General features: G+C 72.9%; 17 protein-coding genes. 10 read left to right on the plus strand and 7 right to left on the minus strand.

Going from position 1 to position 15,770, the window contains the following annotated elements; translation table 11 throughout:
• The first annotated feature begins 119 nt into the window (after nt 1–119).
• The 5 genes from tdh (at nt 120) to ACZ518_RS10855 (ending at nt 5,969) form a co-directional block, all read left to right on the plus strand.
• Nucleotides 120–1,148 carry an L-threonine 3-dehydrogenase gene (gene tdh, locus ACZ518_RS10835; protein ID WP_469112949.1) on the plus strand — a complete coding sequence of 343 codons (1,029 nt, stop codon included), beginning with the start codon at nt 120–122 and terminating at the stop codon, nt 1,146–1,148.
• 835 nt (nt 1,149–1,983) lie between these two features.
• The gene (locus tag ACZ518_RS10840; protein WP_469112688.1) at nt 1,984–3,192 is read left to right on the plus strand and encodes a glycine C-acetyltransferase; all 1,209 of its coding nucleotides are present in this window, start codon (nt 1,984–1,986) and stop codon (nt 3,190–3,192) included.
• A gap of 12 nt (nt 3,193–3,204) precedes the next feature.
• Nucleotides 3,205–4,119 carry a LysR family transcriptional regulator gene (locus tag ACZ518_RS10845; protein WP_469112689.1) on the plus strand — a complete coding sequence of 305 codons (915 nt, stop codon included), beginning with the start codon at nt 3,205–3,207 and terminating at the stop codon, nt 4,117–4,119.
• A 58-nt stretch (nt 4,120–4,177) separates the two neighbouring features.
• Complete coding sequence (gene cpt, locus ACZ518_RS10850; RefSeq protein ID WP_469112690.1) at nt 4,178–4,711, plus strand: chloramphenicol phosphotransferase CPT; 534 nt, start codon at nt 4,178–4,180, stop codon at nt 4,709–4,711.
• Between the two features lie 124 nt (nt 4,712–4,835).
• Entirely contained in the window at nt 4,836–5,969 is a 1,134-nt protein-coding gene (locus ACZ518_RS10855; RefSeq protein WP_469112691.1) for an SMI1/KNR4 family protein, read from the plus strand.
• Nucleotides 5,970–6,055: 86 nt separating this feature from the next.
• On the opposite strand, the gene ACZ518_RS10860 is transcribed toward ACZ518_RS10855, so the two are convergent.
• The gene (locus ACZ518_RS10860; protein ID WP_469112692.1) at nt 6,056–6,931 is read right to left on the minus strand and encodes a LysR family transcriptional regulator; all 876 of its coding nucleotides are present in this window, start codon (nt 6,929–6,931) and stop codon (nt 6,056–6,058) included.
• Nucleotides 6,932–7,002: 71 nt separating this feature from the next.
• On the opposite strand from ACZ518_RS10860, the gene ACZ518_RS10865 reads away from it, so the two are divergent.
• Entirely contained in the window at nt 7,003–7,371 is a 369-nt protein-coding gene (locus tag ACZ518_RS10865) for a nuclear transport factor 2 family protein (protein ID WP_469112693.1), read from the plus strand.
• A 24-nt stretch (nt 7,372–7,395) separates the two neighbouring features.
• Here the strand turns inward: ACZ518_RS10865 and ACZ518_RS10870 are convergent, their stop codons facing one another.
• Nucleotides 7,396–8,184 carry a DeoR/GlpR family DNA-binding transcription regulator gene (locus ACZ518_RS10870; protein WP_469112694.1) on the minus strand — a complete coding sequence of 263 codons (789 nt, stop codon included), beginning with the start codon at nt 8,182–8,184 and terminating at the stop codon, nt 7,396–7,398.
• A 177-nt stretch (nt 8,185–8,361) separates the two neighbouring features.
• Between ACZ518_RS10870 and ACZ518_RS10875 the strand changes: the two genes are divergently transcribed.
• The 3 genes from ACZ518_RS10875 to ACZ518_RS10885 all read left to right on the plus strand — a co-directional run bounded on the left by ACZ518_RS10875 (nt 8,362) and on the right by ACZ518_RS10885 (nt 11,590).
• Nucleotides 8,362–9,264 carry an SIS domain-containing protein gene (locus ACZ518_RS10875; protein WP_469112695.1) on the plus strand — a complete coding sequence of 301 codons (903 nt, stop codon included), beginning with the start codon at nt 8,362–8,364 and terminating at the stop codon, nt 9,262–9,264.
• On the plus strand, nt 9,261–10,103 hold the full coding sequence (locus tag ACZ518_RS10880) for a class II fructose-bisphosphate aldolase (RefSeq protein ID WP_469112696.1): 843 nt from the start codon (nt 9,261–9,263) through the stop codon (nt 10,101–10,103). Before ACZ518_RS10875 ends, ACZ518_RS10880 begins: the two co-directional genes overlap by 4 nt.
• A gap of 296 nt (nt 10,104–10,399) precedes the next feature.
• Nucleotides 10,400–11,590 (plus strand): acyl-CoA dehydrogenase family protein, encoded by a 1,191-nt coding sequence (locus ACZ518_RS10885; protein ID WP_469112697.1) that lies wholly within the window; start codon nt 10,400–10,402, stop codon nt 11,588–11,590.
• A 232-nt stretch (nt 11,591–11,822) separates the two neighbouring features.
• On the opposite strand, the gene ACZ518_RS10890 is transcribed toward ACZ518_RS10885, so the two are convergent.
• The 3 genes from ACZ518_RS10890 to ACZ518_RS10900 form a co-directional block, all read right to left on the minus strand.
• Nucleotides 11,823–12,476: a CBS domain-containing protein gene (locus tag ACZ518_RS10890; protein WP_469112698.1), complete on the minus strand. Its 654-nt coding sequence runs from the start codon at nt 12,474–12,476 to the stop codon at nt 11,823–11,825.
• Nucleotides 12,477–12,486: 10 nt separating this feature from the next.
• Nucleotides 12,487–12,672 carry a hypothetical protein gene (locus ACZ518_RS10895; RefSeq protein ID WP_469112699.1) on the minus strand — a complete coding sequence of 62 codons (186 nt, stop codon included), beginning with the start codon at nt 12,670–12,672 and terminating at the stop codon, nt 12,487–12,489.
• A 193-nt stretch (nt 12,673–12,865) separates the two neighbouring features.
• A complete protein-coding gene (locus ACZ518_RS10900; protein ID WP_469112700.1) occupies nt 12,866–13,366 on the minus strand; it encodes an MBL fold metallo-hydrolase RNA specificity domain-containing protein in 501 nt (166 codons plus the stop codon).
• Nucleotides 13,367–13,492: 126 nt separating this feature from the next.
• On the opposite strand from ACZ518_RS10900, the gene ACZ518_RS10905 reads away from it, so the two are divergent.
• The gene (locus ACZ518_RS10905; RefSeq protein WP_469112701.1) at nt 13,493–13,942 is read left to right on the plus strand and encodes a universal stress protein; all 450 of its coding nucleotides are present in this window, start codon (nt 13,493–13,495) and stop codon (nt 13,940–13,942) included.
• Between the two features lie 53 nt (nt 13,943–13,995).
• Here ACZ518_RS10905 and ACZ518_RS10910 read toward each other — a convergent pair whose 3' ends face one another.
• Both ACZ518_RS10910 and ACZ518_RS10915 read right to left on the minus strand, forming a co-directional pair.
• Nucleotides 13,996–14,628 (minus strand): CBS domain-containing protein, encoded by a 633-nt coding sequence (locus tag ACZ518_RS10910; protein WP_469112702.1) that lies wholly within the window; start codon nt 14,626–14,628, stop codon nt 13,996–13,998.
• A 271-nt stretch (nt 14,629–14,899) separates the two neighbouring features.
• Nucleotides 14,900–15,769, minus strand: a complete 870-nt coding sequence (locus tag ACZ518_RS10915) for a universal stress protein (protein ID WP_469112703.1) — start codon at nt 15,767–15,769, stop codon at nt 14,900–14,902.
• Nucleotide 15,770 lies beyond the last annotated feature (1 nt).

Genomic DNA, 15,770 nt, shown 5'->3' on the forward strand with positions numbered 1-15,770 from the left:
TAAGAAAGTCTCGATGGACTGATCACCGCGACGATCGGCAGATTGGTGTCCGTCACCAACGCCACCCGCGTCCCAGCGGGATCGGCAACACCCCCCTTCGCATGCCTGGAGCCACCGCCATGAAGGCACTCGTCAAGCACAAGGCCGAGCCCGGGCTGTGGCTCATGGACGTCCCCGAGCCCGAGTACGGCCCCGGCGACGTGCTGATCAAGGTGCTGCGGACCGGTATCTGCGGCACCGACCTGCACATCCGTGCCTGGGACGGCTGGGCGCAGGGCGCCGTCAAGACCCCGCTCGTGCTCGGCCACGAGTTCGTCGGCGAGGTCGCGGCGGTCGGCGCGGACGTCCGCGACATCGAGACCGGCGCCCTGGTCAGCGGCGAGGGCCACCTGGTGTGCGGCAAGTGCCGCAACTGCCTGGCCGGCCGCCGCCACCTGTGCCGCTCCACGATCGGGCTCGGGGTCGGCCGCGACGGCGCCTTCGCGGAGTACGTGGTGCTCCCCGCGCAGAACGTGTGGGTGCACCGGACGGCCGTGGACCTGGACGTGGCGGCCATCTTCGACCCCTTCGGCAACGCCGTGCACACCGCGCTGTCCTTCCCGCTGGTCGGCGAGGACGTGCTGATCACGGGCGCGGGCCCGATCGGCATCATGGCGGCGGCCGTCGCCAAGCACGCCGGCGCGCGCAGCGTGGTCATCACCGACGTCAGCCCCGAGCGGCTGGAGATCGCCCGCAAGGCGGGCGCCACGCTCGCGGTGAACGTCGCCGAGTCCTCCATCGCCGAGGCGCAGACGCGGCTGGGGCTGCGCGAGGGCTTCGACGTCGGCCTGGAGATGTCGGGCCGCGCGGAGGCGATGCGCGACATGATCGACAACATGACGCACGGCGGCAAGATCGCGATGCTCGGCCTGCCGGCCCAGGAGTTCCCGGTGGACTGGGCGAAGGTCGTCACCTCGATGATCACCATCAAGGGGATCTACGGACGCGAGATGTTCGAGACCTGGTACGCGATGACGGTGCTGCTGGAGGGCGGGCTCGACCTGTCCCCGGTCATCACCGGCCGCTACTCGCACCGCGACTTCCAGGCCGCCTTCGACGAGGCCGCGACCGCCCGCAGCGGCAAGATCATCCTCGACTGGACGGCGTAGGCCTCCGGCGGCCCACCCGGGTGGGCCCCGCTCCGGCCCCGGGGCGGGCCGGTAGCCCGGCTACCCGGCCGGGACCGGCCCCGGAACCCCCGGCGCCCCGAGCCCGGGCCGGGTTTCAGGCCCCGGCCGGGGCCGGGCCAGGTCCCCGGATCCGGGCCCGGATCCGAACCCTGATCCAGGCCTGAGGCCTGGGCCTGAGTCCAAGCCCTGTGCCTGAGTCCGAGGCCCGGGTCTGAGTCCGTGCCCCGGGTCCGTGCCCCGGGTCCGAGCCCTGGATCCGGGTCCGTGCCCCGGGTCCGAGCCCTGGATCCGGGTCCGTGCCCCGGGTCCGAGCCCTGGATCCGGGTCCGTGCCCCGGGTCCGGGATCCGCACCTGGACCTCGTCCGGACCCCGGACTCAAGCCCCCCGGGCCCGGACCCCGGGCTGGGTTCCGGGCAGGCCGCCTGCTGTTCGCCTGCGCGCCGACCCGGGTCCGAGCCCCGGATCCGGACCCGGAACCCGGACGCGGAACCGGACCCGGACCCGGAACCCGGATCCGAGCGGGGTCCGGACCCGAGCGGGGTCCGGACCCGAGCGGGGTCCGGGTTCCGGGTCCGGGGGCCGAGCCGTGGACCTGCACCGGGGCCGGAGGCAATGGCGCCTCGGCCACGTACCGCAGGACCCCCGCCCGCGGCACCGGCAGCCGCTACCGTCGTCCCGGGCGGGAGCCCGCCGCCGCAACCACAAGACCATCTCCCTCCGGGCCGGGCCCCGCACACCCTCCCCCCTCCGCGGGGCCCGGCCCCTCCTCCCCGTCCGCCGGACGGCGATCCGCACAAGGAGAAACCGAAGCCCATGTTCGAGTCCGTACGCGAAGACCTCCGCACCACCCTCGACGAGATCCGCGCAGCGGGCCTGCACAAGCCCGAGCGCGTCATCGGCACCCCGCAGAACGCCGCCGTCGCCGTCACCGCGGGCGGCGCCCCCGGCGAGGTGCTGAACTTCTGCGCCAACAACTACCTCGGGCTGGCCGACCACCCCGACGTGGTCGCCGCCGCCAAGGACGCCCTCGACCGCTGGGGCTACGGCATGGCCTCGGTCCGCTTCATCTGCGGCACCCAGGAGGTGCACAAGGAGCTGGAGGCCCGCCTGTCGGCCTTCCTCGGCCAGGAGGACACGATCCTCTACTCCTCCTGCTTCGACGCCAACGGCGGTGTCTTCGAGACCCTGCTCGGCGCCGAGGACGCCGTGATCTCCGACGCCCTCAACCACGCCTCGATCATCGACGGCATCCGCCTCTCCAAGGCCCGCCGCTTCCGCTACGCCAACCGCGACATGGCCGAGCTGGAGGCGCGCCTCAAGGAGGCCACCGAGGGCGGCGCCCGCCGCAAGCTCATCGTCACCGACGGCGTCTTCTCCATGGACGGCTACGTCGCCCCCCTCCAGGAGATCTGCGACCTCGCCGACCGCTACGACGCCATGGTCATGGTCGACGACTCGCACGCCGTCGGCTTCGTCGGCCCCGGCGGCCGCGGCACCCCCGAGCTGCACGGGGTCATGGACCGCGTCGACATCATCACCGGCACCCTCGGCAAGGCCCTCGGCGGCGCCTCCGGCGGCTACGTCGCCGCCCGCACCGAGATCGTCGAGCTGCTGCGCCAGCGCTCGCGCCCGTACCTCTTCTCCAACTCCCTCGCCCCGGTCATCGCCGCCGCCTCCCTGAAGGTCCTCGACCTGCTGGAGTCCGCCGGCGACCTGCGCGAGCGGCTCGCGGACAACACCAAGCTGTTCCGCACGAAGATGACCGAGGCCGGCTTCGAGATCCTGCCCGGCGACCACGCCATCGCCCCCGTCATGATCGGCGACGCCGCCGAGGCCGGCCGGATGGCGGAGCTGCTGCTGGAGCGCGGCGTGTACGTGATCGGCTTCTCGTACCCGGTCGTTCCGCTCGGCGCGGCCCGTATCCGCGTCCAGCTCTCGGCGGCCCACTCGACGGCCGACGTGGAGCGCGCGGTGGCCGCCTTCGTGGACGCCCGCGCGGCGCTTTCCGCTGCTCAGGGCTGACATCATGGGGGTGTGATCGACCCCCGCCGGCTGCGCGTCCTGCGGGCCGTGGCGGACCACCGTACGGTGACCGCCGCGGCCGCAGCGCTGTACCTCACCCCCTCCGCCGTCTCCCAGCAGCTCGCCGCGCTGGAACAGGAGACCGGCCACGCGCTGCTGACCCGCAGCGGCCGGGGCGTACGGCTCACCGCGGCCGGGGAGATCCTGCTGGGCCACGCCCACGAGGTGCTGGCCCAGCTGGAGCGCGCCGAGGCGGAACTCGCCGCCTACGCGGGCGGTTCCGCCGGCGAGGTCACGGTGGCGGCCTTCGCCACCGGCATCGCCGAGGTACTGGCCCCCGCCATCGCCCGCCTCGCCCTGGAACACCCGGGGATCCGGCTGCGGGTCCGGGACGCGGAGGGCGACCAGAGCCTGCCGCTGCTGCTCGACGGGGAGGCCGACCTGGCCCTCGCGGTGGAGTACCGGGGCGCTCCGGGCGCCGACGACGGGCGGCTGTCGGTGCTCCCGCTGTACGCGGAGCCCTTCGACGCGGTGCTGCCCGCCGGGCACCCGCTCGCCGGCCTGCCCGCCGTGGCGCTGGCGGACCTCTCCGACGCGGACTGGGTCGGCCAGTACCCGGGCAACCCCTGCTACGACGTGACCCTGCTGGCGTGCGAACTGGCCGGCTTCCAGCCGCGCTTCGTGCACTCCTCCGACGACTTCCGGGCGGTGACCGCCCTGGTCGGCGCGGGCGCGGGGGTGGCGCTGGTGCCGCGTTCCGCGCTGCGCGGCATGGACCTCAATGAGGTCCGGGTACGCCCGGTCGCGGGCCCGGCAGCCACCCGCCGGGTCTTCGCCGCCACCCGCCGCGGCGCCGAGTCCCACCCGCTGATCGCCCCGGTCCTGGCGGCGTTGACCCGCGAGGCCCAGCGGGTCCCGGCGCACTGAGAACGCCCCGGCCGAAACCCGCTACCCACCGGGCGGGCGGCCGTCCTACGGTGGCGCGATGACCATTCGGATGATCGTTCTCAACGGCGCGTCCAGCTCGGGGAAGTCCGGGATCGTGCGCTGCCTCCAGGCCGAACTGCCCGAGCCGTGGCTGGCGTACGGCTGCGACTCCTTCGTCGACTCACTGCCCGCGAGGATGCGGGAGTCCGCCGGGGGGATCGTGTTCGCCGAGGACGGCGGCGTGAGCGTCGGGGCGGAGTTCCGGGCGCTGGAGGCGGCCTGGATGGAGGGCATCGCGGCGATGGCCCGGGCCGGCGCCAGGATCGTCGTCGACGACGTCTTCCTCGGCGGTGCCGAGTCCCAGAAGCGCTGGCTGCGCGCCCTGGAGGGCCTGAAGGTGCTGTGGGTCGCCGTCCGGTGCGACCCCGAGGCCGCCGCGGGCCGGGAGATCGCCCGCGGTGACCGCACCCCGGGCATGGCCGCCTCCCAGGCGGCCGTGGTCCACGAGGGGGTCTCCTACGACCTGGAGGTGGACACCACGCACACCGAATCCATGGCCTGCGCCCGCACCATCGCCGCCCGTCTCGGCTAGGCCCTGTCCGGCGGATCACGGCGGATCACGGCGGATCACGGCCGGGCCGGCCTGGGGGCGGGTGCTGTCGCGCACCGCCCCTCACCGGCAGGCTGGTCCCCGCACCGGTTGGTATTCTCCCGGGATGGCCGCGCAGTCACCTCCACCGCTGACCCTGGAAGTCGCCCGGGACCTTCAGGACATGATCCGGGCCGACATCGGGCCGGGCCTGAGCGAGCGGGAACTCGACGCGGTCGAGGCGCGGTTCGGCTTCACCTTCTCGGTGGACCACAGGGTCTTCCTCTCCGCCGGCCTGCCGCACGGGTCACGGGGCTGGCCGGACTGGCGTGACGGAGACCCCGAGGAGCTGGCCGATCGGCTCTCCCAGCCGGTCGACGGCGTGCTCTTCGACGTCGAGCGCAACGGCTTCTGGCACCCTGCCTGGCCCCCGAGGCCCGCGCGGACGTCCGACGCCCTCCAGGTCGCGAGGTGCGCGCTGGCCGCCGTACCGCAGCTGGTCCCCGTCTACGGCCACCGCTACCTGCCGGGCACGGCGGGGGAGTGGGGACACCCCGTACTGTCCGTCCACCAGACCGACGTCATCCTGTACGGGAACGACCTCGCCGACTACGTACGGCACGAGTTCACCGGCCGGGCCGAAAGCCTCTCGGCCCGCTCGACCGTCGGCTTCTGGTCCTACTTCGTCGAAAGCGGTTCGGGCACCGACCCCACCGCGCCCACCCCGCACAGCCCCTACGCCACCAGTGCGCAGGAGGCCGTCGAGTACCTGCGGATGCTGGCGCTGGAGCGCCTGATCGGCCGACGGCACCACCCGCACCAACTGGTCGAGGCAGGACTCACGGCCCTGGTGCTCGACGTCGGGACGGAGTCGCTTCCGCTGCTCGCCGGCTTGTCGCGGGCCGAGTACGACCGTGCCGAAACGCTCTTCGACCAGGTGCTGGGCGAGTCGGGTCTGTCGGACGGTCTTCCCGTGGACGACACCGGCATCCCCTGGGAGGCGGCCCGCTGGGAACTCGTGCGCTGGTGGCTGCGGCTGATCGTGAACGGGAGCATGGCTCCCGGGGCCGGTGGTGACGTGATCACCTACGAAGGCTGGGGCGCGTTGGACCGGCCGCCGGCGCTCAAGCCGCTCGTCGACGAGGTCGACGCGCACAACAGCTGGGAGGCGGTACGGAGCGGCACGCGGGAGCAGCGGGCGGGGGCGATCGTCGCGGAGGCCGAGCGGCTGCTGGCGGGTCCCTGGCCGCCGCTCGGCTGAGGCGCGCCGGGGTGAGCGGACTTCCGCGGAAGGGAGCACGCGCGCTCTTGCCGTCCACCGGCCCGGCCTGATCCGGAAGACGTGGCTTAGCCGGCCCGCAGCGCCGCGAGGAGTCCGGTGCGCAGGAGCCGTACGGCCGGGGAGTGCCGGTCGCCGTGGGCGACGAGGCCGAGCCGGGCGTGCGTGGCCGCGTCGGTGAGCGGGACCGTGCGCAGGCCGGCGCCCTCGGCGGAGGAGGCGCTGAGGACGGCGACGCCCGCGCCGCGCTCGGCGAGGCGGAGCAGGGCGGCGGGGGAGCTGGCGTCGAGGTCCACGCGGGGGTCCAGGCCGAGCCGGCGGCAGGAGTCCTCGTAGGCGGCGCGGATGCCGGTGCCCCGGGAGAGGCAGAGGACCTTCTCGCCCCGGAGGCCGGCGAGCCGCAGTTCCGCCCGGTCGAGCGGGTGCCCGGCCGGCACGACGGCGGCGATGGGCTCGTCGATGACGACGTCCGCCTCCAGCCCGGGGGCCGCCTCGCCCGCGTAGCCGATCAGGGCCAGGTCGAGGGAGCCGGCGAGGACCTGGGCCTGGAGGACGTCGGAGTAGTCCTCGTGCAGGCTGAGTTCGATGCCGGGGTGGGTGCGGCCGAGGTCGGCGACGGTGTCCAGGAAGGGCGGGATCGAGCAGCCCGTGATCATGCCGAGCCGGACCCGGCCGCGGACGGCGTCGGCGAACTCCGCGGCGGTGTGCCGGATGGCGTCGAGGGTGGCGAGGGCGGTCTTCGCGAGGGGGAGGACGGCCTCGCCGGCCGGCGTGAGGCCCACCCGGCGCCCGCCGCGGTCGAGCAGCTGCTGCCCCAACTCGCGCTCCAGCTTCGCCACTTGGGTGCTGATGCCCGACTGGCTGACGTGCAGGCGATGGGCGGCGCCGGTGAAGGTGCCCTCGTCCACGACGGCGGCGAAGTAGCGCAGCTGATGCATCTCCATGTCCCGTGATGATAGGTGGCATCGGATCCATCTGTTGGACGGATGGCGAGGCCGGGAGGGAGGGTGGGGGCATGACGACGACGAAGAGCGCGCGAGAGCTTGCCGAGACCTACTTCACCGCCTGGGAGGCGGGCGACTTCGAGACCATGCGGGGGCTGCTGGCCGAGGACGTCGACTTCGTCGGGACGCTGGCGACGGCGTCGGGGGTGGAGGAGGCGCTGGCCGGACTGAGGGGGATGGGCCGGGTGCTGGAGCGGATCGACGTGAAGGCGCGGGTGGCGGAAGGCGACGAGGTCATCACCTGGTTCGACATGTGCACCACCATCGCGCCGCCGGAGCCCACGGCGAACTGGATGCACGTGGAGGACGGGAGGATCGCCCGGATCCGGGTCACCTTCGACCCGCGCAGGCAGCTGGCGGGGTTCGGGAAGCAGGGCTGAGCGGGGAGCCGGGAAGGGGCTCCGTCAGACCCGTACGACTTCCACGCCCGCGTCCCGGAAGGGCCGGGCGGCGGCTTCCGTCAGGGCGGTGTCCGTCACCAGGACGTCCACGGCGGAGGTGGCGCAGATACGGGCGAAGGCGCGGACGCCCAGCTTCGTGGAGTCCGCCGCGACGACCAGGCGGCGGGCCCGCTCGCAGAGCAGGGCGTTGACGGCGGCCTCGTCCTCGTGGCGGGTCGCCGCGCCGTCGGCCGGGTCGAAGGCGTCCACGCCGAGCACGGCGGTGTCCATCGACAGCTGACCGAGCGTCTGCTGCGCCAGCGGGCCGGTCAGTTCGTACGACTGGGGGCGGGCCACCCCGCCCGTGAGGACGATCTTGAACTGCGGCCGGATCACCAACTCGCCCGCGATGTTCAGGGCGTTGGTGACCACCGTGAGCGCGGGCGAACCGCCGGCCGGCGCGGCGAGGTCGGGGCGGGCCGCGAGGGCGCGGGCGACCTCCGTCGTGGTGGTGCCGCCCGTCAGGCCGATCACCTCGCCCGGCGCGATCAGGGCCGCGACGGCCTCACTGATCCGGCGCTTCTCGGCGGCCCGGCGGGAGGTGCGGTAGCGCAGGGGGAGCTCGTACGAGACCCCGTGCGGCACCGCCCCGCCGCGCGTGCGGACCAGCAGCTGCTGCTCGGCGAGCTGGTCGAGGTCGCGGCGGATGGTCGCGGCGGACACGCCGAGCGCCCCGGCGGCGGCCTCCACCTCCAGCCCGTCCCGCTCCACCAGCAGGTCCAGCAGTCTCTGCCAGCGTTCCTTGCGGGTCATGGCGCCCCTCCCTGTCGTCCCCCGGCGTGCCGCCGGGCCCCGCCGTCGAGATTAGCCCAGCGGATCACCCCGTAGGTGCTTGAAGTTGCGCGAAACGGCCCGATACCTTGCAGGAACACGCAGGGAAGTCCGGTCGGTTCGCAGCCGACGTACGCATCCAACGCGCAAGGAGCCCGCATGAGTCACGTCGCGTACGAGTTGGCCACGCAGCCCGACAGCTGGGAACGGGCCGCCGAACTGGCCCCGGCCCACCGGGCGGTGCTCCCGGGGCCCGGCGAGCGTACCGCCGTCATCGGCTGCGGGACCTCGTACTACATGGCACAGGCCGCCGCCGTCCTGCGCGAGGAGGCCGGGCACGGGGAGACGGACGCCTTCCCCGCCTCGGAGTTCCCCCGCCACCGCCGCTACGACCGGGTCGTCGCCCTCACCCGGTCCGGGACCACCACCGAGGTGCTGGACCTCCTGGCCGGACTGCGGGAGGCGGGGATCCCGACCACCGCCGTCATCGGGGACCCGGACACCCCGGTGACGACCCTCGCGGACGACCTCGTCGTACTGGACTTCGCCGACGAGCGGTCCGTCGTCCAGACCCGCTTCGCCACCACCGCCCTCACCCTGCTGCGGGCCCACATCGGCGACCACACCCCCTCCGTGGTCGCCGACGCCCGCACCGCCCTCGACCTGCCGCTGCCGGCCGGGCTGGAGATGCGCGGCCAGTTCACCTTCCTCGGGCGGGGCTGGAGCGTCGGCCTGGCCCACGAGGCCGCCCTGAAGATGCGCGAGGCCTCCCTGTCGTGGGCCGAGGCCTACCCCGCGATGGAGTACCGGCACGGCCCCGTCAGCGTCACCGGCCCCGGCTCCGTCACCTGGTCGCTGGGCGGCACCCCCGACGGGATCGCCGAGCAGGTCCTCGGGACCGGCGCCGCATGGGTGGACGGGGAACTCGACCCGCTCGCCGAGCTGGTCCGGGCGCAGCGCCTCGCCGTCGCCGTCGCGGTGCACCGGGGGCTGGACCCGGACGCGCCCCGCAACCTCACCCGCTCGGTGATCCTCACCGCGGGCGAGGGGGCGGTCCGATGAGCCTCGCCCCCGCCGGGACCCTCGTCGCCGAGGCGGCCACCGCCGGCGGCGCCGTCGCGGCCTTCAACATCATCACCCTGGAACACGCCGAAGCCGTGGTCGAGGGCGCCGAACGGGCCGGCCTGCCGGTGATCCTGCAACTCAGCGAGAACGCCGTGAAGTTCCGCCGAGGAGCCCTGCTGCCCATCGCCCGGGCCGCCGCGGCCTGCGCGGAGGCCGCCCGGGTGCCCGTCGGGCTCCACCTCGACCACGTCAAGAGCCCCGACCTGCTGCGGCAGGCCGCGGACGCCGGGTTCGGATCCGTGATGTACGACGCCGCGCACCTGCCTTACGCCGAGAACCTGGAGTCCACCCGGTCCGCCGCCGACTGGGCCCACGCCAACGGGCTGTGGATCGAAGCGGAACTGGGCGAGGTCGGCGGCAAGAACGGGGCCGCGCCGCTCGACCCGCACGCGCCGGGCGCCCGTACCGACCCGGACGAGGCGCGGCGGTTCGTCGCCGACTCCGGCGTCGACGCCCTGGCCGTGGCCATCGGCAGCAGCCACGCCATGACCACCCGGACCGCCTCCCTCGACCACGCCCTGCTGGCCCGGCTCGCCAAGACCCTGGACGTACCGCTGGTCCTGCACGGCTCCTCCGGCCTGCCCGACGGGGAACTCGCGGCGGCCGTGGCCGGCGGGATCCGCAAGGTCAACATCGGCACCGCCCTCAACCTGGCCATGACCGGTGCCATCCGCACCCACCTCACCCCGGCCGACCCCCGCCCCTACCTCACCGCCGCCCGCACGGCGATGGCGGCGACGGCCGAGGCGATGATCGCGGTCCTGGCCCGGCCCTGACCCGCGGAGCCGGAGGGGGAAATCCCACTGAGCGGGAGGACGGCACCGCCGCCGTTGAAGGTGCGGCGCCCGCGGTGCCGGGTCGGACGGTGAAGGCTTCGCCGTCCGGAGGGGGCACCGCACAGCGGGGGAGCGGCTGCTGAACGCCCCGCCCCGCCCGCCCCGCCGCGTGAGCTGCGTGCGAGTACCGGGAGTTCCACACGGAACTCCCGGCCCTTCCCAATTCCTGTAACGGGTTCTACTCTGACCGCCGCCACCACAGCGACCGGCAGTGCCGCCAGACCTCCGGAGGGGCCGTGCACCTCGAATACACGCCTGAGCAGCAGCAGTTGCGCGCCGAACTGCGCGCCTACTTCGCCGAGCTCGTGCCCGAGGACGTCTACGCCCGCTACGAGGACCCCGCCGCGCAGAAGCGCTTCTACCGGGAGACCATCCGCCGCCTCGGCGCGGACGGCCGGCTCGGCGTGGGCTGGCCGAAGGAGTACGGCGGCCGCGGCATGTCGGCCATGGACCAGTTCATCTTCTTCGACGAGGCCGCGCAGGCCGTCGTCCCGCTGCCGCTGATGGCGCTCAACACGGTCGGCCCCACCATCATGCAGTTCGGCACCGACGAGCAGAAGGCGTACTTCCTCCCCAGGATCCTCTCCGGGGAGATCGACTTCGCCATCGGCTACAGCGAGCCCGACGCCGGCACCGACCTGGCCGCCCTCAAGTGCAAGGCGGTCCGCGAGGGCGACGAGGAGACCGGCACCTACGTGGTCAACGGCCAGAAGATCTGGACCACCAACGGCGACACCGCCGACTGGGTCTGGCTCGCCGTCCGCACCGACCCGGACGCCCCCGCGCACAAGGGCATCACCATGCTGCTCGTGCCGACCTCCGACCCCGGCTACTCCTGCACCCTGATCAACACCCTGGCCTCGCACGACACCACCGCCAGCTACTACGAGGACGTCCGCGTCCCCGCGAACCGCCGCGTCGGGCAGGAGAACAAGGGCTGGCGCCTGATCACCAACCAGCTCAACCACGAGCGCGTCACCCTCGCGGCCCACGGCACCATGGCCATCCGCGCCCTGCACGACGTGCAGCGCTGGGCCGCCGCGACGAAGCTCGCCGACGGGCGCCGCGTCATCGACCTGTCCTGGGTGCGCGGCCGCCTCGCCCGCACCCACGCCCGCCTCGACGCGATGAAGCTGCTCAACTGGCAGATGGTGAACGCCGTCCAGTCGGGCACCCTCACCCCGCAGGACGCCTCCGCCGTCAAGGTGTACGGCTCGGAGGCGCGCAGGGACGCGTACGCCTGGCTGATGGAGGTGGTCGGCGCGGCCGGCTCCCTCAAGGACGGCTCGGCGGGCGCGGTGCTGCACGGCGAGCTGGAACGCGGCTACCGCAGCGCCGTGATCTTCACCTTCGGCGGCGGCAACAACGAGATCCAGCGCGAGATCATCTCCTGGATCGGCCTGGGCATGCCGAGGGTCCGCCGCTGAGGGCCTGTGACGCACACAACGACAGTTGGCACACAACAGCCGTTGTTGTCACCGGACATGCGTGCGAACGCTCAAGTCACGCTGCTGCAAGCGGTGCGGAGGCTGCGCGCCATGAACGCGGACGCCGAGGTCATCGCCATCCGGCGCTGACCGCAGGGCTTGTTCGTCGCTGCGCTCCTCGTCGGTACGGGCTCTGCGCGGCGCCGTCCCGGCACGGCTCCGCGGTCGGACTTCACGCCTCGGCCGGTGCATCCAGTCGGCAGTGGACGTCGACGATGCCCTCGACGGAGTGGGCGAGGCGTTCGGCCAGGCGGATCAGGTTGCCGTCGCGGACCTGGCCGGTCAGAGTGGCGATCCCCTGGGCCACGGTGACCTTGACCGCTTCGTGGGAGAGGGGGAAGAGGCGGTCGACGACGGTGCGGCGGATCTCGGTGGCGAGTTCCTCGTCGGTGCGGAGGAAGACCTTGAGGAGGTCGGCGCGGCTGACGATGCCCTTGAGGGTGCCGTTGGCGTCGACGACCGGGAGGCGCTTGATGTGCCGGTCGGCCATGAGGCGGGCGGCCTGAGGGAGGGTGGCGTCGGGGCGGATCGTGACGGCCGGGGTGGTCATCATGTTCTCGGCGCGGCTGGAGCCGGCCTTGGCAGTGTCGCCGAGGCGGCGCATCTGTTCGATCAGCCCCGGGCGGTGCTCGTGGAACTCTTCCTTGGGCAGGAGATCGGCTTCGGAGACCACGCCGACGACGCGGCCCTCGCCCTCGATGACGGGCAGGGCGGTCACCTTCCACCGCTCCATGGCGGTGGCGATGTCCTTGAAGCCGGTCGAGGGGGTGACGGCGATGACCTTGACGGTCATGACGTCTGCGACGGTGTACGGGGTGGAGGTCATGGCGGGGTCCTCAGCGTGCGTAGGCGAGCGGGGTGCCGCTGCCGTGAGGGGCGAACAGGTCAAGGAGCCGGGTGCGGGCGGAGTCGAGCCGGTCGGCGATGACCGCGCCCGCGGCGACGGCGACGGAGCGACCGACGGCCGAGTCCGCGTTGCACAGCTGGCGTACGGCCGCTGCGTCGAACTCCAGGGCCCGCACCTCGTGGGAGACGGTGGCGCCACCTGGTGGGAGTGGGCGAGCAGGGCCTCGCGGGCTTCCGGTGCCATCGCTTCGAGGAAGGTGTGCACGGTGCTCATGGAGTGCCTCCAACCCTTCGCATCCACCCTGCTCGGTGGGCCACCACGTCCGGGAGGGCCTCGCGGTGCACACCGGGGGGACCGTCCGGCCCCGGTCAGCGGACCAGGACGGCCTCCCCGGACTTGGGTACGACGGCCGTCCATTTCAGCTCGTGGTCGATGCGGTCCCGCAGGGTTTCGGCGGCGGTCTCCTCGCCGTGGACGAGGTAGGTGGTGTGCGGGGCCGGGGCGGCGCGCAGCCAGTCGATGATCTGGTCGGCGTCGGCGTGCGCGGAGAAGTGCGGGACATCGGCGACCTCGGCTCGTACGGGGACGTACTCGCCGAACATCTTGAGCGTGCGGGCGCCGTCCACGAGGTCGCGGGAGCGGGTGCCGGCGGCGGCGAAGCCGACGATGACCACGGCGTTGCGGGGGTCGGGCAGGATGCGGTGGACGTGGTGCAGGACGCGGCCACCGGTGGCCATGCCGGCGGAGGAGACGATGATCGCCGGCCCGGTGGAGTTGTTGATGTCGATCGACTCCTGGACGGTGCGGGCGGCCAGGAAGGGTTCCGGGCTGATCGCCGCCTCGCCCTGGGCGAGGACTTTCGAACGCATTTCCGCAGGCCGGGGGCGGTGGTTCCGGCTGCCCAAGGGCTGACCGGCAGTCGCTGCATGCTCGCGTGGCGCTGTGTTCGTAATGCGCACACTGTGGATGTATCAGCCGTCGGAAGGACGAACGGAATGGACAGGCAGCAAGAGGCTCCGCGGATCGTGGTGGGCGTCGACGGATCGCCCTCGTCGCAGGCCGCGCTGCGCTGGGCGGTCCGGTACGCGGGGCTGGTGGGCGGGCGAGTGGAGGCGGTCGCGGCATGGGACCTGCCCGGTGCCGCATCATGGTCGGCTCCAGCGGTGGACACCACGTTCGACGAGGAGGAGGCCGAGCGGCGTCTGGTCGAGGAGGTCCGCACGGTTCTCGGTGAGGACGGCGCTTCCTCAGTGCACCAGCGCCTGGTACGCGGCAATCCGGTAGACGTCCTGGTGGATGCGGCAGACGGCGCGGACATGCTGGTCGTGGGCAGCCGCGGTCGCGGCGGCTTCAGCCGAGCCCTGCTCGGTTCGGTGAGCCATCAGACGGCGCTCCACGCACCGTGCCCGATCACCATCGTCCGGGCGGACATCCCCGTCGAATAGCCCCCCTCGGGCCGGCGCATAACCTCACGGAATGCTGCAGAGCACGGCGGCCCTCATGCCGAGATGGGGGCGGTGAAATCCGCCTTGACGTCGACCACGCCCGGTACGGTACTGGCGGCGCGTACGACGACGTCTACCATCGCCGGGTCCGGCAGCGAACCGTTGAGGTAGGCGATGCCGTGGGCGACGTGGACGTGCACCTCGACCGGACCGTGCGCGTGGACATGCGCTTCGGCGGGACCGTGCGGGACCAGCTGGTACATGATCAGTTCGCGGACCTCGGCACCGATGTCCTCGTCCGGCCGCAGAAAGACCTTGAGCAGGTCGCCGCGGCTGACGACGCCGACGAGGCGGCCGTCGCCGTCGACCACGGGAAGACGCTTGAGGTGCCCGCGGGCCATCAGACGCGCCGCGGCGGGGATGGTGGCGTCCTTCGTGACGGTCACTGCCGGGCGGGTCATCAGCTGCTCGGCGGTCGTGTCGTGGGCCGTGTCGGTGCCTTGGGGCTTGAGCAGCAGGTCGGCTTCGGAGACGACGCCGACCACCTGTCCGTCATGGGCCAGGACGGGGAGCGCGCTGACGTTCCACATCCGCAGCTCTTCCACCATGTCCTTGAACGCGGTTCGTCGGTCGACAGAGATCACGGCGTGCGTCATGACGTCCTCGACGTTGCGCAGGTGCTTCATGGTCTTCCTCCTCGATGGGAGTGCCGGTACTCGCGATGGCGTGAAGGGCGACCCTTCCGTGGGCAGGGCTGTCCGGGGCCCGAGGAGGTCCGGCCGGCCCTGGTGGGCACCGCCCAGGGGTGATTCCATGGAAGTGCGGAAAGGGTCCTTGCGAGGATGCGGAGAAGCGGCCGAGCGCCGTGCACCGCACAATCGGGATCCGCGAGAAGCGGGCGGACCCTTTCCGCCCTTGCTGCGTGCCTCGCACGGCCGTTCACCGGCTTCCGCTCGTTCAGTCGTGGGCGATGACGGCCACGGGGGCTGCTGCGTGGTGCAGGACCGCATGGGCAGCCGAGCCCAGGTGTGCACCGAGGGGCGAGCGGCGCACATGGCGCCCCACGACGACGAGTCCCGCGCCCTGCGAGGCACGGACGAGATGTCCGGCCGCCGATCCCATGAAGACGTTCTGGCTGACGTTCACGTCGGGGAACTTGTGCTGCCAGGGCAGCAGCGTGTCGTCCACCATGTGCGCGACGCTCCTGCCGATGTCCCGTTCGTTGTCCGGGTCGAAGAAGGGGACGTAGCTGTAGGCGGCCGGCATCTTCCAGCCGTGGACGGCCCGCAGCGGGCAGTCGCGCCGGGCCGCCTCTTCGAAGGCGAAGGCGAGTACCCGGTCGCACGCTTCGTGAATGTCGACACCCACGACGACCTCGGCCGCGAATCCGGTGCCCGGGCCGTCCGGGTCGTCGGCGATGCGAACGAGGACGACCGGGGTGTCGGTCGCGACCACAGTGGACAGTGCCACGGAGCCGACGATGAATCCGGCCAGGCCGCCCAGGCCGCGCGATCCCAGAACCAGCAGCCCGGCGTCGGCGGCCTCGGCCGCGAGGGCGGCGGCCGGCCGTGCTGTCAGGCAGCGGGTGGTGATCTCGAGCTGCGGGTGGCGCCCGTGCAGCTCCTGCGCGGCTTCGGTCAGGGCCTGATCCGCCCAGCGGTCCACGTCTTGGCGGCCCAGGCCGGGGAACACCGGGTCCAGGGGCCAGTCAACGGCGTGCACGAGACGCAGCGGCACCTGCCGCAGGACGGCTTCCCGCGCGGCCCAGCGTGCTGCTGCCCGGCTCTCGTCGGAGCCGTCGACTCCGACGGTCACGTGGTTCTTCATG

The organism is Streptomyces sp. NPDC033966, from assembly GCF_055575955.1.

Excerpts from the sequence above, each read along its gene's own strand:
- cpt (WP_469112690.1), top strand. The coding sequence starts at position 4,178 with ATGACCATTCGGATGATCGTTCTCAACGGCGCGTCCAGCTCGGGGAAG.
- ACZ518_RS10875 (WP_469112695.1), top strand. The coding sequence starts at position 8,362 with ATGAGTCACGTCGCGTACGAGTTGGCCACGCAGCCCGACAGCTGGGAA.
- tdh (WP_469112949.1), top strand. The coding sequence starts at position 120 with ATGAAGGCACTCGTCAAGCACAAGGCCGAGCCCGGGCTGTGGCTCATG.
- ACZ518_RS10870 (WP_469112694.1), bottom strand. The coding sequence starts at position 8,184 with ATGACCCGCAAGGAACGCTGGCAGAGACTGCTGGACCTGCTGGTGGAG.
- ACZ518_RS10860 (WP_469112692.1), bottom strand. The coding sequence starts at position 6,931 with ATGGAGATGCATCAGCTGCGCTACTTCGCCGCCGTCGTGGACGAGGGC.
- ACZ518_RS10890 (WP_469112698.1), bottom strand. The coding sequence starts at position 12,476 with ATGACCTCCACCCCGTACACCGTCGCAGACGTCATGACCGTCAAGGTC.
- ACZ518_RS10900 (WP_469112700.1), bottom strand. The coding sequence starts at position 13,366 with ATGCGTTCGAAAGTCCTCGCCCAGGGCGAGGCGGCGATCAGCCCGGAA.
- ACZ518_RS10840 (WP_469112688.1), top strand. The coding sequence starts at position 1,984 with ATGTTCGAGTCCGTACGCGAAGACCTCCGCACCACCCTCGACGAGATC.
- ACZ518_RS10905 (WP_469112701.1), top strand. The coding sequence starts at position 13,493 with ATGGACAGGCAGCAAGAGGCTCCGCGGATCGTGGTGGGCGTCGACGGA.
- ACZ518_RS10880 (WP_469112696.1), top strand. The coding sequence starts at position 9,261 with ATGAGCCTCGCCCCCGCCGGGACCCTCGTCGCCGAGGCGGCCACCGCC.
- ACZ518_RS10915 (WP_469112703.1), bottom strand. The coding sequence starts at position 15,769 with ATGAAGAACCACGTGACCGTCGGAGTCGACGGCTCCGACGAGAGCCGG.
- ACZ518_RS10855 (WP_469112691.1), top strand. The coding sequence starts at position 4,836 with ATGGCCGCGCAGTCACCTCCACCGCTGACCCTGGAAGTCGCCCGGGAC.
- ACZ518_RS10910 (WP_469112702.1), bottom strand. The coding sequence starts at position 14,628 with ATGAAGCACCTGCGCAACGTCGAGGACGTCATGACGCACGCCGTGATC.
- ACZ518_RS10865 (WP_469112693.1), top strand. The coding sequence starts at position 7,003 with ATGACGACGACGAAGAGCGCGCGAGAGCTTGCCGAGACCTACTTCACC.